Below are 22,470 nucleotides of genomic sequence, written 5' to 3' on the forward strand. Positions count from 1 at the left end.
GAACCTTCCACGGAGTGTGGTTCCTCCCTGAGACGCCATGCGCACCGGATATTGGTCGGAACGATCCCGTCGAATCCCTCAGCAGCACTGCAAGTCGACCGCTGACGGACAGGCCATCGCTCGACGGTAACCGATGGGACACCGCCACCGCATCGGATCGGCGGCACTGTCCGGTCCCGGCCAGGCCACTTCCGGGCGTTGAGCCGAACACGACCGGCGTTCTACCTTCGAAAGCGAAGCAATCCTCGGCGAGCGGAGGCCATTGCCCCATGTCCAGCGAGGTCATTGACCGAAGTGCACGGTTCCAGGGGATACTGGGCCGCCTCAGCGCGAAATCGATCGACGACTACTACAATCCTTACCGGCTTTTCGAATGGCCTGAACAACTGCCGGAAGCCATGTGGTGGATGAGCCCCGAACTCACCACCACCTACGGCACCGAACTGGCCGATTCACTGAGTACCGAACAGCTTCAGAAGCTTTCCCGTTTCGAGAGCATCAACTTCTACAGCCTGAATGTGCACGGCATTCGCGAGCTGCTCATCGAAGTGGTGAACCGCATTCACACCAAGGGATTCGAGACGCCCTCGGAGTTCTTCCACCACTTCATCGGTGAGGAGAACGAACACATGTGGTTCTTCGCCGAGTTCTGTCTTCGCTACGGCGACGGGAAGATCTACCGGCAGCCGGCCGGAGCGGGTGCCGCGGCCCCCTCGGCCAAGCTGGAGAGCCTGCTCGTCTTCGCCCGGATCATGATCTTCGAGGAGCTCGTCGACCACTACAACTCCGCGATGGCGGCGGACGAGCGGCTGCACGAGACGATCCGCTCCATCAACCGGATCCACCACCAGGACGAGTCCCGGCACATCGCCTTCGGCCGCGAACTGGTCCAACTGCTCTACCAGGACGTCAAGAGCACCGCGACCGAGGCGGAGCTCGACGAGATCTCCGGCTATCTGCGGCGCTATATGACCCACAGCTTCGAGTCGCTCTATCACCCCCAGGTCTACCGGGACGCCGGCCTGGCGGACCCGCACGAGGTACGCCGCACCCTGCTCGCCTCGCCCGCCCGGGTCGCGGCCGAGGCGCAGACCTTCCGCAAGACCACCAAGTTCCTCGAGAAGACGGGAATCATCCGGTGAACCGGCTGACCGGCAACGCGGGCGCCCCCGCACTGGCCATCCTGGGGCCGGCGGCGACCCGGCTCGTGCGCGAACTCGACCGGACGTTCACCGACTGGGCCTTCGCGGCCGGCGCCGAGGAGATCAGCCCGCCGCCGCTGTACCCGGTGACCGATCTGGAGAAGTTCGACGTCTACGACAACTTCCCCCACCTCGCCTGGGTCGTCGGCGCGCTCGACCTGGCCGACGGCGAGGTCAAACCGGTGGACGGCGGGTTCGGGCCCGGCGAGGTCCACGAGGTCAACTACGGCCTCCCGCACGCCACTTGCTATGGCGCCTACCTCTACCACGAGGGCTCCCGCGTCGCCGACGACAGCCTGGTGACGTTGGTCAACCGCTGCTTCCGGCACGAGGACCACTACGGCGGGCTGCGCCGGCTGGCCAGCTTCCAGATGCGCGAGATCGTCGCCCTGGGCACGTACGAGCACACCCAGCAGGTCATCGCCCGCTTCACGAAACGTATCGAGGCCTTCTCGGCCGCGCTCGGACTCGGCCTCACCCGGCAGGCGGCCACCGACCCGTTCTTCAAGAACGACGGCGCCCGCGCACTGCTGGCCAAGCTCAGTCCGGTCAAGTACGAGTTCCAGCACGGGGATCTCGCCATCGCCTCGGTCAACACCCACCGCAACTTCTTCGGCGAGCGCTGCGACATCCGGCTCGCGGCGGGCGAGTTCGCCTTCACCTCCTGTGTGGCCTTCGGCCTCGAACGCTGGCTCGCCGTCCTGTCCGACCACTACGACACCGACCTGGCCGCCGCCCTCGACGCCGTCCGCCGGGCCACCACGACGGTCGGCGGCTCCGCTGCCGCCGACGCCGCCCGGCCCGTATGACGCGCCCCGGCCCCGCCGCCGTACTGCCGCGGGTCGGTGTCGACCTCGTCCCGCTGTCCCGCATACCGCAGTTGCTGGAACCGCGCTCGGGGCCCGCGTCGCGGCCCGCGCTGCACCGGATGCTCACGCCCGAGGAACGCCGGCTGTCCGACGAGGCCGGTGCCGCGGGCCGACTGGCGGCCAAGGAGGCCGTGTTCAAGCTGTTCGGAGCGACCGGCGAGCCCGTTCCGTGGCTGGCGACCGAGATCCTGCCCGGCCCCGGCGGCCGGCCGCACGTCCGGCTCACCGGCCGGGCCGCCCGTCTCGCCGAACAGGCGGGACTCGGTCCGATCGACATCAGCATCAGCCACGACGGCGGCTGGGCCATCGCGGTGGCCGCCGCCGTCGCCGTACCACCGCACACCCCAACCCCCGCCGACGAAAGGGAAACACCATGAGCTCCGCCGTGGACACCACCGGTATCGAGAAGGTCAGGGACTGGATCCTCGGCCGTCACCCGGACCGGACCGAGCTGGCCTTCGACGTCAACATCATCGAGAGCCGGCTGGTCGACTCGCTCGCCTTCGTCGAACTGGTCTACGCGATCGAGGACGCCAGCGGCGCCGAGATCGACTTCGACAGCATCGACGTGGAGGACTTCCAGACCCTGAACACCATCAAGCGGGCCTTCTTCGCCTGACCACTGGCCAGCCAACCGCCAACCGCTACAACCCCGAAAGAGGCCGAACCATGCACGCAGTCTCCTACACGGCCCAGTGGATGGCCGCAGCCCGCGCCCTGGAGTCCGAACGGGACGACGCGCTCTACACCGACCCGCTCGCCCGCGACCTCGCGGCCCCGAAAGGCTTCGAACTCATCGAGCGCTACGAGGGCGGCGGGCTGCTCCCGTTCATCTCGATCCGCACCAAGTACCTCGACGAGTCCATCGAGTCGGCGCTCGCCGACGGCAGTATCAAGCAGGTCGTGCTCATCGCGGCCGGCATGGACACCAGGGCCTTCCGCCTCGACTGGGCCAGGGACACGGTCGTCTACGAGGTGGACCACGGCCCGCTCATCGAGGAGAAGCGCCGTCGGCTGGACGCGCTGGGGGCCAGCCCGCGCACCGACCGGCGCGAGGTCTCCGCGGACCTGACCGGGGAGTGGCTCGGCGAACTGGAGAAGGCCGGATTCGACCGGACGCGCCCCACCCTGTGGATCGCCGAGGCGCTGACGTTCTTCCTCACCGAGGAGCAGGCGGCCGGGCTGCTCCAACTGCTCGGCTCCGCCTCCGCACCCGGCAGCAGACTGTCCTTCGACATCCTCGGCCGCGCCCTCCTGCGCAGCCCCTTCTCCAAGTCCTTCCTGGACACGCTGGCCGCGGACGGCACCCCCTGGATCTTCGGCACCGACGAGCCGGAGGAGTTCCTCACCGCGAACGGCTGGAAGATCACCGACCTCAAGGAGCCCGGCGAGCCGAACGCCGGGGAGGGCCGCTGGCCCTACGAGGTCCAGCCGAGGAGCCGGCGCGGCGCCAACCGTCTGTGGCTCATCCGCGCCGAGTCGGTGGCGGCCTGATGGCCGGTCGGACCACGCTGGAGCGGATCGAGTCGTACCTGCCCGAGCGGACCCTGCGCATCGAGGAGCTCGGCGAGCACCTCGGGCTGCGCCGCGCCGCCCTGGGGGTCTTCCGCAAGTTCTACGGCCTGGACACCCTGCGCTTCGACCCTGACCTGAACCTCTTCGACCTGCTGCGGCCCGCCGCCCGGCGCGCGCTGGACGCGCTGCCGGAGGGCGCCCGGGTCGCGTACCTGGTCTACGCCCACACCACTCAGGCCGTCGCACCGCCCGAGGTGGAGGTCGCCCAGGTGGTCCGGGATGACCTGGGCCTGGAAGGGACGGAGGCGTTCGCCCTCAGCCACCAGGCGTGCGTCTCCAGTCTGGGCGCCGTCGACGTGGTGGGCGAACTGCTGCGCGCGGAGGGCGACGAGAACGCGTACGCGCTGATGGTCACGGGCGAGCGGGCGTACTCGCCGGTCGTCCAGCACATCCCCAACACCGCGATCATGGCGGACGCGGCGGCGGCCTGCCTGGTCACCCTGGACGGCGCCGGCGACGAGGTGCGCTCCTTCGTCACCCGCACCCTGGGCGAGTACGCGCAGTGGATGGAGCTGACCCCCGAGCAGAACACCGTGTTCGGGGAGCAGTACGGGACGCGCATCGCCGAGGTCATCCACCGGGCTGTGACGGAGGCCGGGCTGTCCTTCGCCGACATCGAGCTGATCATTCCGCACAACGTCAACCTGCTGGCCTGGCGCCAGACCATCAAGGCGCTCGACGTGCCCGCCGAGAAGGTCTTCCTGGACAACGTGCCGCGTTACAGCCACACCTTCGCCTCGGACGTCTTCGTCAACTACACCACCCTGCGCGACACGGGGCTGCTGGTCGACGGAGCCCACTACGTGATGGTCTCGGTCGGCCTCGGCGCGACCTTCGGGGCGATGGTGATCACCCACCGGGAGACCGACCAGCAAACCGATCAGAAGGGGGCGACACCCGTATGACCGACCGCCAGGAGGTGATCTCGGCGATCGAGAAGGCGCTCTCGGAAGTGCTGGAGCAGGAGGTCACCGAGCTGACCGAGGACACCCGGCTCTTCGACGACCTCCGCCTCGACTCCTCCTCCGTTCTCGAACTGCTGCTCCTGGTCGAGGACTTCGTCGATGTGGCCGTCGACCCGGAGACGCTGGACATCGATCACCTGCGCACCGTCCGTTCCTTCGCCGACTACGTCGAGGGGCTGCCGACCGGAGGAGACAAAGGGCCATGACCGGTCTCGTACTGCACGCCGCCGCCCACGTCCGCTCGCCCGAGGGCCCGGGCCCGGCCGGCACGACGGCACCCGCGGGCTTCTTCGAGGACCTCCTCGGGCCGTTCGGCGCCAAGCCGGACGAGGAACTCCTGCGCTGTGGACGCCATGTGAGTCACCGTCAGCTCGCCGACCTGCTGGCTGACGCCGACGGCGTGCGCGAGTCCCGGCCGGAGTTGCTGATCGTCACCCACGCCCTGCCGGACGTGGTCCCGTTCACCGCGGTGGCGCCCCACCTCACCGAACGGCTGGGGGGCGCCGCGGTCAACTTCGCGATCGCCCAGCAGGGTCTGGCGGCCCCCTTCACGGCGCTGCGGATCGCGGCCGCCTACCAGCGCTCCGGCCGGGCCGCGGAGGTGGTCCTCGCCGTACTGGAACAGACCACGCTGCCGACCGACCTGCCCCTGGTCAGCCGGACGCCGCTGACCGACTCGGCCGCGGCCCTGGTGCTGCGCGCGGCGCCGGGCGCCGAGGCGGGGAGCCTGGAGCTGGCCGGGGTGGGCTCGGGTGCGCCGCCCGAGCCGGCCGGGGACGGAGTCCTCCATGTGCTCGGCCCGTGGGCGGCCGAGGAGGACGTGCCGGAAGGCACCGACGTGCACCGGGCGCCGCCGGGCACCTACTGCACCGGCGTCTGGCTGGAACTCGCGGCGCACTGGCAGGAGTGGCGGCGCAGCCATCGCACGGTCGTCCTGCGGGACACCGACCCGCGCACGGGCGTCGGCCACCACGCGGTGTTCACCGTCGCGGCGGGCGCACGCTGATGCACATCGGCGTGGATCTGCTGTACCTCGACGAACTCGACCGCCTCCTGACCCGCCCGTGGTTCCGCGCCTTCGCCTACGCCGAACCGGAGTTGGCCCTCGCGGCCGGCTTCGGTCCCGACCGGCGCCGGGAGTTCCTCGCCGGCCGGTACGCAGCCAAGGAGGCGGTACTGAAGGCGCTCGGCACGGGCATGACGGGCGGCGTCCGCCCCTGTCAGGTGGCCGTCCTGCGGACGGACGAGGGTGCTCCCGTCGTCCGTCTCGACGGCGCGGCCGCGGCCCGGGCCGCCGAGGCCGGCATCACCGAGGTACGTGTCTCCCTCACCCACAAGCGGGGCCTGGCCTTCGCCATCGCGCTGGCTTCGTAACCCTCCGCGTACAGCTGTCCGGCTGATTTTCGGCCGATTCCCGTCACCAACCCTTGGGGGATACTTGACCTGACCATGCCAGACCTCCACCATGAGCGCCACACCCGCACCAGCACGTCGCACTGATCCACCCCCCACCGCGCCTCCTCTCGTTCCGGAGATCCCGGAACGCCCGGAGAAACAAGGAGATTTCATGCGACTTCGCATTCGCGGCAGCGGCGCCGGAAGCACCGGAAGCAGACGCCGTCGCCGCACCGCAGCCTTCGCCACCCTGATCGCGCTCGCGCTCGCGGCCCCGCTCATGGCGACGGCCACCGACGCCACAGCCGACGGAGCGAAGGCCCCCGCGGCCGAGCAGGACCCCGTCCGCCAGTACGAGGTGCACATGCACTCGGACTCCAAGTCCCGTACGGCGATCCAGCAGGCCGGCGTGACCGTGGACGAGGCCGACTCGGAGACCGTCGTCATCTCCGGCCGCGCGGACCAGATCAAGAAGCTGCGCTCGCAGGGCTACGAGGTCTCGCTGCTCGGCTCGGCACCGGACCGTTCGAGCGCGGCCGACGTGGGGATCCTCGACTTCCCCACCGCCGACTCGACTTACCACAACTACGCGGAGATGACGACCGACATCAACTCCGTCGTCGCCGCCTACCCGAGCCTCGTGAGCCAGCGGGTCATCGGCACCTCGTACCAGGGCCGGAACATCGTCGCGCTCAAGATCAGCGACAACGTCGCCACGGACGAGGCCGAGCCCGAGGTGCTGTTCACCCACCACCAGCACGCGCGCGAGCACCTCACCGTGGAGATGGCGCTCTACCTGCTGAAGGAGCTGACCTCCAAGTACGCCACGGACTCCCGTGTCTCGAGCCTGGTCAACTCCCGTGAGATCTGGATCATCCCCGACCTCAACCCGGACGGCGGCGAGTACGACATCGCGACCGGCGCCTACCGCTCATGGCGCAAGAACCGCCAGCCCAACACCGGTTCGTCGTACATCGGTACGGACCTGAACCGCAACTGGGCCTACCAGTTCGGCTGCTGCGGCGGCTCCTCCGGCTCGACCTCCTCGGAGACCTACCGGGGTACGTCGGCCGAGTCCGCCCCCGAGGTCAAGGTGGTCGCCAACTTCGTCCGCAGCCGGGTCGTCGGCGGCGTCCAGCAGATCAAGGCGGGCATCGACTTCCACACGTACAGCGAACTGGTGCTGTGGCCCTACGGCTACACGACCGCCAACACCGCGACCGGTATGACGCTGGACGACCGCAACGCCTTCGCCGCGGTCGGCGGGAAGATGGCCGCCAGCAACGGCTACACGGCAGAGCAGGCCAGTGACCTCTACATCACCGACGGCTCGATCGACGACTGGCTGTGGGGCAACCAGAAGATCTTCTCGTACACCTTCGAGATGTATCCGACGTCCAGCTCCGGCGGCGGCTTCTACCCGCCCGACGAGGTCATCGTCCGGGAGACGTCCCGCAACCGGGACGCGGTGCTGCAGCTCCTGGAGAACGCCGACTGCATGTACCGCTCGATCGGCAAAGAGGCGCAGTACTGCTCGTGACGCTCCGCCGGTGAGCTGAAGACAGGTGAGCGGGGAACTGCGGGCCGTACGTGGCCGGTCGCGCAGTTCCCCGCTCCCCCTTTACGAGGTGCTGTCCTCGTCGTCCGACTCGACATCGTCCTCGACGTCTTCCTCGAAGTAGGCGTCGAGGACGGCGTCGAGCTGGTCCTCCCACTCCTTGAAGCGTGACCGGGACGACGCCTCGATCTCGATCGGGTACCAGCGACGGTCCGGCGTGTGCACCGTGATGGTGAACCGCTTCCCGAAGCGCGGCGACTCCGTCTCGACGGCGCCGATCTCCTCCCAGCGGAACTCCGCCTGCTGGTCGTCCAGGCGCAGCTGTACGCCGCTGTGGTCGGCCGTGATCGAGGCGCGCCGGTCGGAGGCCTCGAAGACGGGACCGTCGGCGTCCGCCGCGGCTTCCTCGGCTTCGTCGGAAGCCTCGGTCTCGTCGTCGTCCTCGTCGCCGACCTCCTCCTCGGCCTCGGCGTCCTCGGAAACCGCCTCCTCGGAGGTGGCCTCCTCAGACTCGGCGCCCTCGGCCGTGTCGGTCGCCTCGGCCTTCGCGTCCTCGACCTCCGCTTTCGCGTCCGGCTCCGCGGGCACGGGTGACGTGAGCCCGGGGATGTACGCCGGGTCGACCGCGGCGGCATCCAGGGGCTGGCTCTTCGAACCTATGCGCTGCTCCACAGCGGGCAGTATGGTCGACGATCCTGTGTCAGGAACAGCCAGCCCCTACATAGCTGCACGGCCGTTATGACAAACCGGCCGTTATACGAAAAGGCTCAGCACCGCCGCCACCGCGAACCCGGCGACGGACAGCACCGACTCCAGAACCGTCCAGGACTTCAGGGTGTCCCGCTCGCTGATGCCGAAGTACTTCGCCACCATCCAGAAGCCGCCGTCGTTGACGTGCGAGGCGAAGATCGAGCCCGCCGAGATCGCCATGATGACGAGGGCGACGAAGGCCTGGGAGTGGTCGCTCTCGGCGAGCAGCGGCGCGACGATACCGGCCGTGGTGACGATGGCGACGGTGGCCGAGCCCTGGGCAACGCGCAGGACCAGCGAGATCAGATAGGCGAGGACGAGCACCGGCAGGCCGACGTCGTTGAAGGTGTCCGAGAGTGCCTGGGCGACCCCGCTGGCCTTCAGTACGGCGCCGAAGATCCCGCCCGCGCCGACCACCAGCAGGATGTTGCCGACCGGCTTGAGCGACGAGGTCGACACCGTCTCGAGGGACTTGCGGGACCAGCCGCGCCGGATGCCGAGCAGGTAGTACGCGAGCAGCAGGGCGATGGTGAGAGCGACGAACGGGCTGCCGAAGAACTCGATCACGGAGCGGAGGGTGGAGGGGTCGAGCGCGATCGAGGAGAACGTCGCCGCCAGGATCAGCACCAGCGGCGTACCGATGATGCCGAGGACGGTGCCGAGCGGCACCGGGCTCTCGCGCGGCTCGACGCCCGAGGCCCGCTGCTCCTCCCGCACGGCCAGCTTCGCCTCCGCGGCGGCCTCGACCATGTCCTGCGGTACGGCGACGAAGATCCGCTTGCCGATCCAGGCGGCGTAGACCCAGGCGGCGGCCACGGCGGGGAGTCCGCAGACCACGCCCATGAGGATGACCCAGCCGAGATCCACGTGCAGGAGTCCGGCGGCGGCCACCGGTCCCGGGTGCGGCGGCAGGAACGCGTGCGTCACGGACAGGCCGGCGAGCAGCGGCAGGCAGTACAGCAGGATCGATTTGCCGCTCCTCTTCGCCGCCGCGTACACGATCGGCGCGAGGACGAAGATGCCGACGTCGAAGAAGACCGGGATGCCGAAGATCAGGCCGGTCAGGCCCATGGCCAGCGGGGCCCGCCTCTCACCGAACAACCCGAGCAGCCGGGACGCCAACACCTCGGCCCCGCCGCTGACTTCGAGGATCGCGCCGAGCATCGTGCCCAGGCCGATGATGATCGCGACATGGCCGAGGATGCCGCCCATGCCGGACTCGATGACCGAGACGGCCGTGGACCGCTGGACCGTGCCGAAGAGTTCCGTCACCGAAAGGCCGGCCGCCAGGCCGACGGCTATGGAGACGGCGAGCAGCGCCACGAAGGGCTGGAGCCTGAGCTTGATGATCAGGACGAGCAGGAGGGCGATGCCGAGGGCGGCGACCGTGAGCAGCCCTGCGGTGCCGTCGAGGAGGAGGAGCAGACCGCCGGTGTGGGGTGGGGTCTCGGGGGCGGGGGCTGTCGCTGCGAGCGGTTGGGAGAGCAAGGGGGGCCTCTTCTTAAGTGCATGGTGCTTTCGGGGCGTGGGGGATCGCGGCACGGCGCCCACGGGATGACGGGCGCCGCACCGTGATGACGTACGGGATGCGGGAGTTGAGTGGAGAGGGACGTCAGCCGAGTACGGCGAGCGCGTCGATCTCGATGAGGAGCCCGGCCGGCAGACCGACGTAGACCGTCGTGCGGGCAGCGGGGGGCGCGGTGAGGCCCTGCTCCTCGAAGTAGGTGTTGTAGATGCCGTTCAGCTCGGCGAAGTGGCCGACGTCCGTGAGGTAGACGCGGATCATCACCACGTCGTCCCAGCTCGCGCCGCCCTCTTCGAGGATCGCCTTGACGTTGGCGAGGGTCTGGAGGGTCTGCTCGCGCAGGCCGGGTCCCGCAGTCGTGGGCGGCTCACCCTCGACTGCCGGGAGGAAGCCGACCTGTCCGGCGACCTGGAGGATGTTCCCCTTCCTCACGCCGTGCGAGAACTTGGCGGGCGGGGCGGTGTGGGTCTTGGGGGTGAGGGCGATCTTCTCAGTCATGCCGTGCTCATTCCTTCGGGGCTTCCTGGGTGGGCGACTTGCCGGAGTACTCGCGGCTGATGGCGTCCGTCGTACGGCGTACCAGCGGGAGCAGGGTGAGGAGTTCGTCGGCGGTGACGACGACGTTCGGGGCGGAGACGGACATCGCGGCGACGACCCGTCCGTCGGCGCCGCGGATGGGCGCGGCCACGCAGTTGATGGACTCCTCGTGGCCGCCGAGGTCGGTGGCCCAGCCCTGTTCGCGGACCGCCGCCAGCTCCTTGAGGAAGGCAGGGGCGTTCGGGATCGAACGGGCCGTGTACATGGGGTAGTCGAGCTTGTCGGCGATCGCGCGCCGCTCGGCCTCGGGCAGGTCGGCCAGGAGCAGCTTCGCGACGGCGGCGACGGTGATGGCGACGGGCTTGCCGATCCGCGAGTACATCCGGACCGGGTACCGGCTCTCCACCTTGTCGATGTAGAGGACCTCGTTCTCCTCGTGGACGGCGAGGTGGACGGTGTGCCCGCACTGCTCGTTGAGCCGTACGAGGTGGGGGTGGGCGATCTCCCGGATATCCAGGTTCTCCACCGCCTGCTGGGCGAGGGCGAAGAGGCGGGCGCCGAGGCGGTAGCGCTGGTCGGACTGGCGGTAGACGAGCCCGTGCTCGTGAAGCGTGCGCAGGAGGCGGAGCGCGGTGGACTTGTGCACGCCGAGCCGGTCGGCGACCTGCCCGAGGTCGGCGGGGCCCTCGGCGAGCAGCGGCAGGATGCTCAGCGCTCGGTCCACGGTCTGGCTCATGGGGTATGTACCTCCTCGTCGGCCCGCGTGTCGGCTTCGGTCCAGCCGGGGCCGAGTCGAAGTGTCTCCCACGCCCGGTCGTCCAGAGCGGCCAGCCGGTCGGCGTGGTCGCGGGAGGGCGGCGCGGCCAGGTCCCCCGGGACAGTGAGGGCGGCGGCGGCCATCAGGTGGCCGTGCCGGAGCCGGTCCTTGGCGGGGAGCCCGCGCAGGGTGGCGGAGAGGAAACCGGCGGCGAAGGCGTCGCCGGCGCCGACCGCCGCGACGACGTCGACGCGCAGGGCGGGGACGAGCGTGGCGGTGCCGTCCGCGTCCTCGGTCCCCTCGACGTCTTTGTCGAACATGACGGCTCCGCCCTTGCCGTACTTGACGACCAGGACCTCCGGCTCCGGCAGCGCGTCACGGATCGCCCCTGCGCCGCGCAGCCCCCAGGCGTCCCGCGCCTCGTCCTCGCCGACGAACACGATGTCGGCGCCGCGCGCGAGGTCGAGCACGGTGCGCGGCCCTTCGGTACCGCGCCACAGCCCGGGGCGGTGGTTGACGTCGAAGGAGACGAGCGGGCGTCCGGGCCGGCGCGCGGTGAGCGCGCGCATCAGGCCGAGGCAGTCGTCGGACAGCGCGGCCGTGATGCCGGAGAGATGCAGGACGCGGGCGGACCGGACGGCGTCCAGGTCCACGTTGTCCACCGCCATCGCTGAGGCGGCCGACCCCGCCCGGTAGTACGCCACCTCGTGCGCGTCGGTCGCCCGGTCGCCCGCCGTGCGGAAGTAGATGCCCGTCGGACGCGCGGGATCCCGCCGTACGGCGGAGGTGTCCACGCCGTACGAGGCGATCGCCTCCACCAGGTGATCACCGAAGCCGTCGGCGCCGACTCTGCTGACCCACTGCACGGAGTGGCCCGCGGCGGCGAGCACGCAGGCGACGTTCGACTCCGCGCCGCCGATCCCCCGGGTGAAGGAGGGGACATCGGCGAGACGTCCGGGCCGGGAGGGCAGGAACGTGACCATGGACTCGCCGAGCGCTACGACGTCGAAGGCGGTCACGATGGCTGGGGCCCCTTGCTCTCTCGGTCAACGGCACCGGCACCGTTGACCCTGCGTTGGCTGGGATGTTAGACAGCAGTAAGCGTCATACGCAATGACCGTTGCAGAGAATGCAACGCATTGTTGTTCAGGTCAGGTTCATCAAGTCAGGTTCATCAGGTAATCAGGGAGGCCCCATGGGCGCCGAGACCGCCGCACCCCAGCTCACCGCTCTCACGGCGGACCGCGTCGACCTCCGCTTCAAGGGGCTTCCTCCGGACGCCGGGGGCCTGACCGTCGGCGAACTCACCGCCCAGCGCCGCAACCTCTTCACGGACGGCTTCACCACCCCCGTCCTCGCCCTCTCCGCCGAGCGCCTGAACCACAACCTCGCCCTGATGGAGACGTACGCGACCCGCCACGGCCTCGCCTTCGCCCCGCACGGCAAGACCTCGATGGCCCCGCAGCTCTTCTGGAAGCAGATCGAGCACGGCGCCTGGGGAATCACCCTCGCCGTCCCCCACCAGGTGCGGGTGGCAAGGGAGTTCGGCATCGACCGGGTCTTCCTCGCGAACGAACTCGTCGACGCCTCCGCCCTGCGCTGGATCGCGTCCGAACTCGCCACGGACCCTGACTTCCGCTTCATCTGTTACGTCGACTCCGTGCGCGGCGTGGAACTGATGGACGCCGCGCTCTTCGGGGCCCCCCGCCCCGTGGACGTGGTCGTCGAACTCGCCGCCGGTGAGGGCGCCCGCACCGGCGTCCGTACGGAGGCCGAGTGCGCGGCGGTCGCGGACGCGGTGGCCGGGGCGGCGACGCTGCGTCTGGTGGGCGTGGCGGGCTACGAGGGCGAGGTTCCTGACGCCGACCCCGACCGGGTGCACGCGTGGCTGCGCCGGCTCACCGCACTGGCGGCGGATTTCGACAAGGCGGGCCGGTTCGAGGGCCTCGCGGAGATCGTCGTCAGCGCGGGCGGCAGCGCCTGGTTCGACGCGGTGGCCGACGTGTTCGCGGAGATCCCCGAACTCTCCCTCCCCGTACTGAAGTTGCTCCGCTCCGGCGCGTACGTCTCGCACGACGACGGCCACTACCGCAAGCTCACGCCCTTCACCCGCGTCCCCGAGGAGGGCGCCCTGCACCCCGCCTTCCGGCTCTGGGCCCAGGTCGTCTCCCGCCCCTCCCCCGACCAGGCCTTCGTCAACGCCGGCAAGCGGGACGCGGCCTACGACCTGGACCTGCCCGAGGCCCAGGTCATCCGCCGCGACGGCACCGACCGCCCGGCCACCGGCATCACGGTCACCGGCCTCTCCGACCAGCACGGCTGGCTCCGCACGACCCCGGAGGCGGACATCCAGGTCGGGGACTGGGTGGGGATGGGACTGTCGCATCCCTGCACTTCCTTCGACAAGTGGCAGCTGATTCCGCTGGTGGAGGGGGACGGGACGGTCGTGGACTACGTGCGGACGTTCTTCTGAGACGCCTTCCGGCGCAGCCGGGGAGCCGGCCGAGTCGGGTGGTCGGGTATTCCGGCGCAGCCGGGGAGCCGGCCGAGACGGGTGGCCGTGGGTGGGCAGCACCGCGCGGAGCGCGGGAAACAAGCAGCGCGGGCGAAGCCCGGAAAGGCGGAACCAGGTGGACCTGGCGATCAGAGACGTAAGCGTCATCGACGGCACCGGCCAGGCCTCGTACCGCGCCGACGTGGGCATCACAGCCGGCCGGGTCACCGAGATCCGCCGCGAGGGCCCACCCCTCGGCGCACGCCGGACCCTGGACGCCCCAGGCCTTGCGCTAGCGCCCGGTTTCATCGACATGCACGCACACAGCGACCTCGCGCTGCTCCGCGACCCGGACCACAGCGCGAAGGCCGCCCAGGGGGTGACCCTCGAAGTCATAGGCCAGGACGGCCTGTCGTACGCCCCGGTCGACGACCGCACACTCGCCGAGGTCCGCCGCTCGATCACCGGCTGGAACGGCAACGGCGACGACATCGACTTCACCTGGCGCTCCGTGGGCGAGTACCTGGACCGCCTCGACCACGGCTTCGACGGCGAGGGCATCGCGGTGAACGCCGCCTACCTCATCCCGCAGGGCACCCTGCGGATGCTCGCCGTCGGCTGGGAGGACCGCGAGGCGACTCCCCAAGATCTGGACCGCATGCGGGAGTTGGTGGCAACCGGAATGCGCGAGGGCGCCATCGGCATGTCCTCCGGGCTGACGTACACCCCCGGCATGTACGCCAAGGACGCCGAACTCACCGACCTGTGCCGGGTGGTGGCCGAGCACGGCGGCTACTACTGCCCCCACCACCGCTCGTACGGCGCGGGCGCCCTGGCGGCGTACGAGGAGATGGTGGCCCTCACCCGAGAGGCCGGCTGCCCGCTCCATCTCGCCCACGCCACCATGAACTTCGGCGTGAACGAGGGGAAGGCCCCGGACCTGCTGGCCCTCCTGGACAAGGCGCTGGCGGAGGGCGCCGACATCACCCTCGACACGTATCCGTACACCCCCGGCTGCACAACCCTCGTGGCGATGCTGCCAAGTTGGGCGAGCGAGGGCGGCCCGGAGGCGACCCTCGCCCGTCTCGAGGACGACGGGACGGCGGAACGCATCCGGCACCATATGGAGGTCGTGGGCGCCGACGGCTGCCACGGCGTCCCCATCGAGTGGGACACGATCGAGATCTCGGGAGTGACCGACCCGGCACTCGCTCCGCACGTGGGCCGGACCGTGCAGGCGTCCGCGGACCTGCGCGGCGAGGCTCCCTGGGTCACCGCCCGCCGGCTGCTCCTCGCCGACAGCCTCGGCTCGACGATCCTCCAGCACGTCGGCCACGAGGAGAACGTCCAGGCAATCATGCGGCACCGGGTGCACACCGGCGGCTCCGACGGCATCCTGCGGGGCGACAAGCCACATCCGCGCGCGTACGGCACTTTCCCGCGCTATCTGGGCCACTACGTAAGGGAGTTGGGCGTCCTCTCCCTGGAGGAGTGCGTCGCCCACCTCACGGGCCGTCCCGCGGCCCGGCTACGGCTGCCCGACCGCGGGCTCGTCCGCGAGGGCTACCGCGCCGACCTGGTCCTCTTCGACCCGGCCACGGTGGCGGCGGGCTCCACCTTCGACTCCCCCCGCACCCTCCCGACCGGCATCCCGCACGTCATCATCGACGGCCGCTTCGTGATCGAGGACGGGCGCAGGACGGACGTACTGGCGGGGCGGGCGGTCCGCGGGACCCCCGCGTGACCGCCCGCCCTCTCCACCGCTAAGGCTTGGGCAGGGTGCACCCGGCGCGGCTCAGGTCGAGCTTGTTGTCGAGCCCGAAGCACGGGACGATCTGGTAGGTCTCCTGGGCGTAGTTGATGCCCTGGCGGACGGTGACGGTGCCGTTCGCGTCGACCTCACAGGGGTTGTTGACGGTGCAGGTCGCGCCGTCCTCGTTGCCGGTGTTGTTGACGGCGACGACCTTGCCGGTGGTGTTGTCGATGACGGGCGAACCCGACGTACCGCCGATGGTGTTGCAGGCGGAGGTGTAGCGGAGCGAGTCCTTCCAGGTCCAGGAACCCTCCTGCAGCCGGTGGACGAACCCGTCGACGTTGCAGGTGTAGATCCGCTTCCAGTACCCGGAGACGACCTTGATGGCCGTGCCCGCCGTCGGGTGCGCGTCGTCCAGCGTCAGCGCGCTGATGCCGTACGTGCTCTGGATCTGCGCGTACGTGCTGGTGAGCTGGTAGATCGAGACGTCCGTGTCGGTCATCGTGCCGTACGCGATCTTGCTGGCGCGCAGGGTGGCGACCTTCGTACCCGCGGAGTTGAGCAGGCTGAAGGTGCGGGTGGACGCGCGGTCGACGATGACCTGCCCTGCCGTCGGCATGCCGGTCTCCAGGCAGTGGCCGTTCGACAGCACGAGGGCCGGGTCGTCGGCCTCGGACGCGGGCATGCGGATGACCGAGCCGGAACAGTTGCTGAGCGCGACGGTGCCGGCGAAGTCGACGGCCTGGATCGCGGGAGCGGCGGCGTTCCGCGCTTGCGCGGACACGGCCCTCGGCTCGGATGCCGGTGCCGGTGACGCGACCGCGGGTGCCGCGCCCGCCCCGGCGATCACCAGGGCGAAGAGCGCGGCGACGAGAGGCTTTCTCATGTGGGGTCCCCTCTTGCGACGTGGGTGACCGAAGGTTTTCCGGTCACCTTCTGTTTTGTCATGCGCATTGTGAGGGGATCGGTCAGAGGCGACAAGGAGCGGTTTCCGGCCGGACGGGCCGGCCGACTCTCGCCACGACAGGAGGGAAAAGGGAACAGAACACCCCGTCTCACGTGGTGGAAAACACCCGCCGCCGAGCGTTACCCGGCCGTAAGCTCACGGACATGCAGGTGATCCAGTCGACCAAGCTCGCCAACGTCTGTTACGAGATCCGGGGCCCGGTTCTCGAGGAGGCGATGCGACTCGAAGCGGCGGGGCATCGGATCCTCAAGCTGAACACGGGGAATCCGGCGGCCTTCGGGTTCGAGTGCCCACCCGAGATCCTTGAGGACATCCTGCGGAACGTGTCGTCGGCGCACGGCTACGGCGACGCCAAGGGGCTGCTCGCGGCGCGCCGGGCGGTCGTCATGCACAACCAGACCCTGGGCATCGAGACGGACGTCGAGCACGTCTTCATCGGCAACGGCGTGTCCGAGCTGATCGTGATGGCTATGCAGGGGCTGCTCGACGACGGCGACGAGGTGCTCGTACCGGCGCCCGACTATCCGCTGTGGACGGCGGCCGTGTCACTGTCCGGCGGTACGGCGGTGCACTACCGCTGCGACGAGCAGTCGGACTGGATGCCCGACCTCGCGGACGTGGAGCGGAAGGTCACCGACCGCACCAAGGCCATCGTGATCATCAACCCGAACAACCCGACGGGTGCGGTGTACGACGAGGCGATGCTGCGCGGTCTTACCGACATCGCCCGCCGCCACAACCTGCTGGTCTGCTCCGACGAGATCTACGACAAGATCCTGTACGACGGTGCCACACACACGGCGACCGCGAAGATCGCCCCGGATCTGCTGACGCTCACCTTCAACGGGATGTCGAAGGCGTACCGGGTGGCCGGGTACCGGGTCGGCTGGATGTCGATCTCGGGGCCGCGCGCGCACGCCGACTCCTATATCGAGGGCCTGACGATCCTCGCCAACATGCGACTGTGCGCGAACATGCCAGGTCAGCACGGCGTGGTCGCCGCGCTGAGCGGGCGGCAGACCATCAACGACCTGGTGCTGCCCGGCGGGCGGCTCCGGGAGCAGCGGGATGTCGCGTACGAGCTGCTGACCCAGATCCCCGGTGTGACCTGCGTGAAGCCGAAGGGGGCGCTGTATCTCTTCCCGCGCCTGGACCCGCAGGTCTTCAAGGTCAAGGACGACCGGCAGCTGGTCCTCGATCTGCTGCGCCGCGAGAAGATCATGGTCGTCCAGGGGACGGGCTTCAACTGGCCCGAGCCGGACCACTTCCGCGTGGTCACCCTGCCGACGGTCGGGGACCTGACCGACGCGGTGACGAGGATCGGGAACTTCCTGGACGGCTACGGCCAGCCGTGATTCCCACACCGTGCGTGTGGTGACGGTGGCACTGCGTACAGGCTTCGACCGGTCACGCGATCCGGCTCAACTTTAGACGAAATCCAAGCTAGGATGGGATCCTGTCAGCGCACAGGAGGCTGTCCCATGTACGAACCGATCCGCACCAAGTCGGTCCACAGGATGGCCGGCACCACCTCCGACTTTCCCCATCGGTCGCGCGAGGAGGAGCTGGACATCCAGTTGGCCGGGCATCTCGCGGCGCTGCTCGCGGTGACCGACGAGATCCGTGCGATCGCGCCGTCCGGTGAGCTGGACACGGCGGCCGAGCGGCTCGCCGCGCAGGTGGCCCGGCTCCGGGACGGGGCGGCGCCGGTTCGGTCGTCGGTGGCCGACGCCCTCCGCGAGCCGCAGCTCGTCCCCCTGCACCAGCGTGCGCACGCCCTCGCGGGCCGCGCCCTCGTCGTCGCGGCGTCCCGCGCCGACACCGCCGCGGCGATCCTCTCCGCCGAGCGCATGGACGCCCACGCGTCCGCCACCGCCCCGCAGCCCCTCGCGGCCCACTGAGCCGCCGGGCTCCCCTCGTACGGCCCCGGTCCGCGCGCACCACAGCGACGTGCGGACCGGGTGCCACAGCACTGCGTTCGCTTCAGCGGGGTTTCGCTTGTCCCGGCTTGGGGGCGACCCCGGCGTTTTCGGGTGAGCTGGGGCCACTTGGCACCGCCGGAAAGCACCATCGTGGCTTGTCGCCGCTGCGGCGGGGATAACTGGGGCTCCCCATCGGCGCGACGGGGAGCCCCAGCTATCCCCGCCGCGCCCACGCACCGGCGAGAACCGGACACCCCCGTTCAGTGAACCCCCGTAGCGGCGCCGGAGGTTCCGGTTGCGTACCGGGACCCCGTCGTCACCCCGTGTTCACCCCGGGCCGGGGGGAATGTTGGAGTCCGGGAGCACGCTCACGGGTGTGAGACGCATCGCAGGAATCGTCCTGGCGGTCCTGCTGATCGGCGGCGTGGTAGCAGCCGTCGTCGCAGGCCGCGATGGTCAGGACAAGGGCACGGCAACGAAGACCGTGCAAGGAGTTATCGGGTCGGAGAAGGCTGAGTTCTTCGCCGATCCCGACGTGGTGAAGGCCCTCGCTGCCAAGGGCTACACCGTGAAGACGGAGGCCTCCGGGTCCTGGGCCATGGAGGGCCTGGACCTCAAGGGGTACGACTTCGCCTTCCCTTCGAGCCAGGCGCCGGCCGACGAGCTGGCCGACAAGTACCACGTACAGAAGCCACTCCCCCGGCCCTTCTACTCACCCCTCGTCGTCGTGGCCCACCGCCACGCCGCCGAGGTCCTGGAGCAGAACGGCCTGGCCACGCTCGACAAGGCCACCGGCACCCTGAACATGTCCGCCTACCTCAAGGCGGCCGAGCAGGACCGGACTTGGCAGGAGCTCAAGGGGACGGAGAAGTACGGCGAGCTGACCGGAACGCTCTTCATCGCCACCACCGACCCCGAGACCTCCAGCTCCGGCGCCCTCTACCTCGCCGCCGCCTCGTACGTCGCCGACGGCGGACGCGTGGCCGCGGACAACGCGGCCGTGGCCCGCACCGCGCCCCTGATGCACAAGCTGATCAGCGTCCAGGGCGCACAACAGAGCAGCACGGACGCCACGTTCAGGGACTTCGTCAGCGGCGCGGGCAACCCGCTCGTCCTCGTGTACGAGTCCCAGGTGTCCTCGCTGCTCGTCCAGGGCCAGGACGTCGGCGACCTCACCGTCCTCTACCCGGACACCACGGCGAACAGCGACCACACCGTCGTACCGCTCACTCCCGAGGGCCGCGCTCTCGGTGAACTCCTGAGCAACGACCCGACGTTGCGCAAGCTCGCCGTCCGGCACGGGTTCCGGCCGCAGGGCGCGAGCACGGAGTTCACGGCGGCGACCGCCGCCCAGACGAGGTACATCAACCAGAAGCTGACCGGCGTCCGGCAGGTGCCCGTGCCCGCCTCCAAGGTGCTGCACGAGATGGCACTCCGGGCCCGGAAGTAGGGGGAAGCAGCAAATGAGTACTGAACCGAACACCTTGACCCTCACGCCGCCCGAGGCCGTCCCACCCGTGCCCCGCGAGAAGGCGGGCGGGCTGGTGCCCGTGGATGCGGCCGTGCACGAGGACATGGCGCGCCGTGCCGCCGAGTACGTCGGCGGGCTCGCCGGCCTGGACGCCCGCTCGCCCGAGTTCGCCGGCAAGGTCGGCGAGATCACGGGCCTGGGCGCGGGCGAGATGCGGGGCGCGGCCGCGCAGTCCAACCGCATGCTGGAGCGCACCATCCGCAGCCTCCCGGGCAAGGGCGAGGACGCCCAGTCGCACGTGGCGGGCTCGCTCGTCGAACTCCGGCGAGTCGTCGAGGACTTGGACCCGCGCGACCTGCCCGCGAGCAAGGGGCGGAAGTTCCTCTCCCGGCTCCCCGGCGGCAACAAGCTGCGCGACCACGTCGCCAAGTACGCCTCCGCACAAGGCACCCTGAACAAGATCGTGGGCTCACTGCGCGGCGGCCAGGACGAACTGCGCCGGGACAACGCCGCGTTGCAGACCGAGCGGGTCCGCCTCTGGGAGACCATGGGCAAGCTCCAGGAGTACGTCGTCCTCACCCAGGCCCTGGACACGGCCGTCGAGCAGCACATCGCGGGCGTGGAGGCCAGGGACCCGGCGCAGGCCGACACTCTCCGCTCCGACGTCCTCTTCCCCGTACGGCAGAAGCACCAGGACCTGCTGACCCAGCTGGCCGTGTGCGCCCAGGGATACCTGGCCATGGACGTCGTACGCCGCAACAACGACGAGCTGATCAAGGGCGTCGACCGGGCCGCGACCACGACCGTCTCGGCGCTGCGCATCTCCGTGATGCTCGCCTCGGCCCTCGACAACCAGCGCAAGGTCGTCGACCAGGTCAACGCGCTGCGCGGCACCACGGAGGACCTCATCCGGGGCAACGCCGAGATGCTCGCCACGCAGAGCGGGGAGATCCAGCGGATCGCCGCCGATCCGGCCGTCGGCGCGGAGACCCTGCGCAGCGCCTTCCAGCAGATCTACCGCACGCTCGACGCGATCGACACGTACAAGGTGCAGGCCACCGAGGCCATGGCCGTGACGGTCGCGTCGCTGACCTCCGAACTCCAGCACGCAAGCGCCTACTTGGAGCGCAGCCGCTCGCAGGGCGCCCTCGAAGGCGGTAACGCATGAGAAGACGAAGCACGTTCGCCGTACTGACGGCGGCGGCTCTGCTCGCCGTGTCGGCCTGCACGGCGGAGAACGCAGAGAGCGCGGCGGACCCCAAGGCCCCGGCGGCTCCCACCCCCGGCACCCTCCGTGTCCTGGCCTCCAGCGAACTCAGTGACATGACAGGGGTGTTGGAGCAGATCCAGCAGGACACCGGCATCACGGTGAAGCCCACCTACATAGGCACCCTCGCCGCCGTGGACCTGCTCGCGCAGGGCAAGGTGGACGGTTCGTACGACGCCCTGTGGCTCTCGTCGAACGACTATCTGCGGCTGCGTCCCGACGCGGCGAAGAAGGTCGTCTCCGAGACGTCGATCATGTCCAGCCCGGTGGCCATCGGCGTCAAGCCGGCGACCGTGAGCGAGCTGGGCTGGAATCCTGACGACGTCACCTGGTCGCAGGTGGAGAAGGCGGTCGCGTCGGGCAGGCTGACGTACGGCATGACCGACCCTGCGCGCTCCAACTCCGGTTTCTCCACGCTGATCTCGGTGACCTCGGGCCTGTCCGGAGCGCAGTCGGCGCTGACGGACGCGGACGTGGAGAAGGCGACGCCGAAGTTGCGGGAGTTCTTCAAGGGGCAGAAGCTGACCTCGGGTTCCTCCGGCTGGCTGGCGACCGCCTATGAGAGCCGCGGCACCGTGGGCGGCCTGCTCAACTACGAGTCGGTCCTCAAGGGCATGAAGGACCTCACGGTCATCCGGCCGAGCGACGGCGTGGTGACCGCCGACTACCCGCTGACCTCGCTCGCCTCGTCCTCCAAGGACACCCGCGAGGACGTCCGCCGCCTCACCGAGGCACTGCGCACCCCGGACGCCCAGCGGCAGATCACCGAGCAGACCCTGCGCCGCCCGGTCGTCGCCTCCGTCGCCCCGGCGGCCGGCCTCGACACCAGTCGTCGGCGCGAACTCCCCTTCCCCGGCAGCCAGTCGGTAGCCGACGGCCTCCTCGACGCGTACGAGAACAAGCTCCGCCGCCCGTCCAGGACCGTATACGTTCTCGACACCTCCGGCTCGATGCGCGAGGACAGCCGCCTCGACCGGCTCAAGAAGGCGCTCACCGACCTGACGAGCGACTTCCGCGAGCGCGAGGAGGTGACGCTGATGCCGTTCGGCTCGGAGGTCAAGAACGTCCGCACGCACGTGGTGTCGCCCGAGGACCCGGGGACCGGGCTCGACGGCATCCGCAAGGACACCAAGGCGCTCACCGCCGAGGGGGACACCGCGATCTTCACGTCATTGGAGAAGGCGTACGAGCATCTCGGCGCCGACGACGACACGTTCACGTCGATCGTGCTGATGACGGACGGCGAGAACACGGCGGGGGCGAGCGCCGACGACTTCGACGGCTTCTACGGCCAACTGCCCGCCGGCGAGAAGGAGATACCCGTCTTCCCGATCCTCTTCGGCGACTCCGACCGCGCCGAACTCCAGCACATCGCCGACCTGACCGGCGGCCGCCTCTTCGACGCCCAGAAGGGCTCGCTCGACGGCGCCTTCGAGGAGATCCGTGGCTACCAATAAGAGCAA

Annotated in this window: 23 protein-coding genes; 17 read left to right on the forward strand and 6 right to left on the reverse strand. The window is 69.8% G+C overall.

Features of this window, described 5'->3' with window-relative positions; genetic code table 11:
• The first annotated feature begins 269 nt into the window (after positions 1-269).
• The 10 genes from ACFVKT_RS36745 (at position 270) to ACFVKT_RS36790 (ending at position 7,546) form a co-directional block, all read left to right on the forward strand.
• The gene (locus ACFVKT_RS36745) at positions 270-1,142 is read left to right on the forward strand and encodes a diiron oxygenase (RefSeq protein ID WP_385740092.1); all 873 of its coding nucleotides are present in this window, start codon (positions 270-272) and stop codon (positions 1,140-1,142) included.
• Positions 1,139-2,011: a hypothetical protein gene (locus ACFVKT_RS36750; RefSeq protein WP_385740095.1), complete on the forward strand. Its 873-nt coding sequence runs from the start codon at positions 1,139-1,141 to the stop codon at positions 2,009-2,011. Before ACFVKT_RS36745 ends, ACFVKT_RS36750 begins: the two co-directional genes overlap by 4 nt.
• Positions 2,008-2,448, forward strand: coding sequence for a holo-ACP synthase (locus tag ACFVKT_RS36755; protein WP_385740098.1), 441 nt, complete (start codon positions 2,008-2,010; stop codon positions 2,446-2,448). The genes ACFVKT_RS36750 and ACFVKT_RS36755 overlap by 4 nt, the downstream gene beginning before the upstream one ends.
• Positions 2,445-2,690, forward strand: a complete 246-nt coding sequence (locus tag ACFVKT_RS36760; protein WP_385740101.1) for an acyl carrier protein — start codon at positions 2,445-2,447, stop codon at positions 2,688-2,690. Before ACFVKT_RS36755 ends, ACFVKT_RS36760 begins: the two co-directional genes overlap by 4 nt.
• 50 nt (positions 2,691-2,740) lie before the next feature.
• Positions 2,741-3,565, forward strand: a complete 825-nt coding sequence (locus ACFVKT_RS36765) for a class I SAM-dependent methyltransferase (RefSeq protein WP_385740104.1) — start codon at positions 2,741-2,743, stop codon at positions 3,563-3,565.
• Complete coding sequence (locus ACFVKT_RS36770; RefSeq protein WP_385740107.1) at positions 3,565-4,551, forward strand: 3-oxoacyl-[acyl-carrier-protein] synthase III C-terminal domain-containing protein; 987 nt, start codon at positions 3,565-3,567, stop codon at positions 4,549-4,551. Before ACFVKT_RS36765 ends, ACFVKT_RS36770 begins: the two co-directional genes overlap by 1 nt.
• Entirely contained in the window at positions 4,548-4,817 is a 270-nt protein-coding gene (locus ACFVKT_RS36775) for a phosphopantetheine-binding protein (RefSeq protein WP_385740110.1), read from the forward strand. Before ACFVKT_RS36770 ends, ACFVKT_RS36775 begins: the two co-directional genes overlap by 4 nt.
• Positions 4,814-5,617 (forward strand): hypothetical protein, encoded by an 804-nt coding sequence (locus ACFVKT_RS36780; protein WP_385740113.1) that lies wholly within the window; start codon positions 4,814-4,816, stop codon positions 5,615-5,617. The genes ACFVKT_RS36775 and ACFVKT_RS36780 overlap by 4 nt, the downstream gene beginning before the upstream one ends.
• On the forward strand, positions 5,617-5,985 hold the full coding sequence (locus ACFVKT_RS36785; RefSeq protein ID WP_385740116.1) for a holo-ACP synthase: 369 nt from the start codon (positions 5,617-5,619) through the stop codon (positions 5,983-5,985). Before ACFVKT_RS36780 ends, ACFVKT_RS36785 begins: the two co-directional genes overlap by 1 nt.
• 193 nt (positions 5,986-6,178) lie before the next feature.
• A complete protein-coding gene (locus tag ACFVKT_RS36790) occupies positions 6,179-7,546 on the forward strand; it encodes a M14 family metallopeptidase (protein WP_385740119.1) in 1,368 nt (455 codons plus the stop codon).
• 81 nt (positions 7,547-7,627) lie between these two features.
• Here ACFVKT_RS36790 and ACFVKT_RS36795 read toward each other — a convergent pair whose 3' ends face one another.
• The 5 genes from ACFVKT_RS36795 to ACFVKT_RS36815 form a co-directional block, all read right to left on the reverse strand.
• Positions 7,628-8,236 (reverse strand): hypothetical protein, encoded by a 609-nt coding sequence (locus ACFVKT_RS36795; protein ID WP_385740122.1) that lies wholly within the window; start codon positions 8,234-8,236, stop codon positions 7,628-7,630.
• Positions 8,237-8,317: 81 nt separating this feature from the next.
• Positions 8,318-9,802, reverse strand: coding sequence for a GntP family permease (locus ACFVKT_RS36800; protein WP_385740125.1), 1,485 nt, complete (start codon positions 9,800-9,802; stop codon positions 8,318-8,320).
• Between the two features lie 124 nt (positions 9,803-9,926).
• Complete coding sequence (locus ACFVKT_RS36805) at positions 9,927-10,337, reverse strand: RidA family protein (RefSeq protein WP_385740128.1); 411 nt, start codon at positions 10,335-10,337, stop codon at positions 9,927-9,929.
• A 7-nt stretch (positions 10,338-10,344) separates the two neighbouring features.
• Positions 10,345-11,112, reverse strand: coding sequence for an IclR family transcriptional regulator (locus ACFVKT_RS36810; RefSeq protein WP_385740131.1), 768 nt, complete (start codon positions 11,110-11,112; stop codon positions 10,345-10,347).
• Entirely contained in the window at positions 11,109-12,152 is a 1,044-nt protein-coding gene (locus tag ACFVKT_RS36815; RefSeq protein ID WP_385740134.1) for a sugar kinase, read from the reverse strand. The genes ACFVKT_RS36810 and ACFVKT_RS36815 overlap by 4 nt, the downstream gene beginning before the upstream one ends.
• A 176-nt stretch (positions 12,153-12,328) precedes the next feature.
• Here ACFVKT_RS36815 and ACFVKT_RS36820 point away from each other — a divergent pair, with 176 nt between their 5' ends.
• Together ACFVKT_RS36820 and ACFVKT_RS36825 are read left to right on the forward strand one after the other, a co-directional pair.
• Positions 12,329-13,606, forward strand: coding sequence for an amino acid deaminase (locus ACFVKT_RS36820; RefSeq protein WP_385740137.1), 1,278 nt, complete (start codon positions 12,329-12,331; stop codon positions 13,604-13,606).
• A gap of 157 nt (positions 13,607-13,763) precedes the next feature.
• Positions 13,764-15,371: an amidohydrolase family protein gene (locus ACFVKT_RS36825; RefSeq protein ID WP_385740140.1), complete on the forward strand. Its 1,608-nt coding sequence runs from the start codon at positions 13,764-13,766 to the stop codon at positions 15,369-15,371.
• 19 nt (positions 15,372-15,390) lie between these two features.
• On the opposite strand, the gene ACFVKT_RS36830 is transcribed toward ACFVKT_RS36825, so the two are convergent.
• On the reverse strand, positions 15,391-16,266 hold the full coding sequence (locus ACFVKT_RS36830) for a serine protease (protein WP_385740143.1): 876 nt from the start codon (positions 16,264-16,266) through the stop codon (positions 15,391-15,393).
• 224 nt (positions 16,267-16,490) lie between these two features.
• Between ACFVKT_RS36830 and ACFVKT_RS36835 the strand changes: the two genes are divergently transcribed.
• The 5 genes from ACFVKT_RS36835 (at position 16,491) to ACFVKT_RS36855 (ending at position 22,464) form a co-directional block, all read left to right on the forward strand.
• Complete coding sequence (locus ACFVKT_RS36835; protein ID WP_384387593.1) at positions 16,491-17,702, forward strand: pyridoxal phosphate-dependent aminotransferase; 1,212 nt, start codon at positions 16,491-16,493, stop codon at positions 17,700-17,702.
• 126 nt (positions 17,703-17,828) lie between these two features.
• Positions 17,829-18,248 (forward strand): hypothetical protein, encoded by a 420-nt coding sequence (locus ACFVKT_RS36840; protein WP_385740147.1) that lies wholly within the window; start codon positions 17,829-17,831, stop codon positions 18,246-18,248.
• Positions 18,249-18,645: 397 nt separating this feature from the next.
• A complete protein-coding gene (locus ACFVKT_RS36845) occupies positions 18,646-19,719 on the forward strand; it encodes a substrate-binding domain-containing protein (RefSeq protein WP_385740150.1) in 1,074 nt (357 codons plus the stop codon).
• Positions 19,720-19,732: 13 nt separating this feature from the next.
• Positions 19,733-20,908 (forward strand): toxic anion resistance protein, encoded by a 1,176-nt coding sequence (locus ACFVKT_RS36850; protein WP_385740153.1) that lies wholly within the window; start codon positions 19,733-19,735, stop codon positions 20,906-20,908.
• Positions 20,905-22,464 (forward strand): substrate-binding domain-containing protein, encoded by a 1,560-nt coding sequence (locus ACFVKT_RS36855; protein ID WP_385740156.1) that lies wholly within the window; start codon positions 20,905-20,907, stop codon positions 22,462-22,464. The genes ACFVKT_RS36850 and ACFVKT_RS36855 overlap by 4 nt, the downstream gene beginning before the upstream one ends.
• The last annotated feature ends 6 nt before the right edge of the window (positions 22,465-22,470 follow it).

This window comes from Streptomyces sp. NPDC127595 (assembly GCF_042671685.1).
GTDB lineage: Bacteria > Actinomycetota > Actinomycetes > Streptomycetales > Streptomycetaceae > Streptomyces.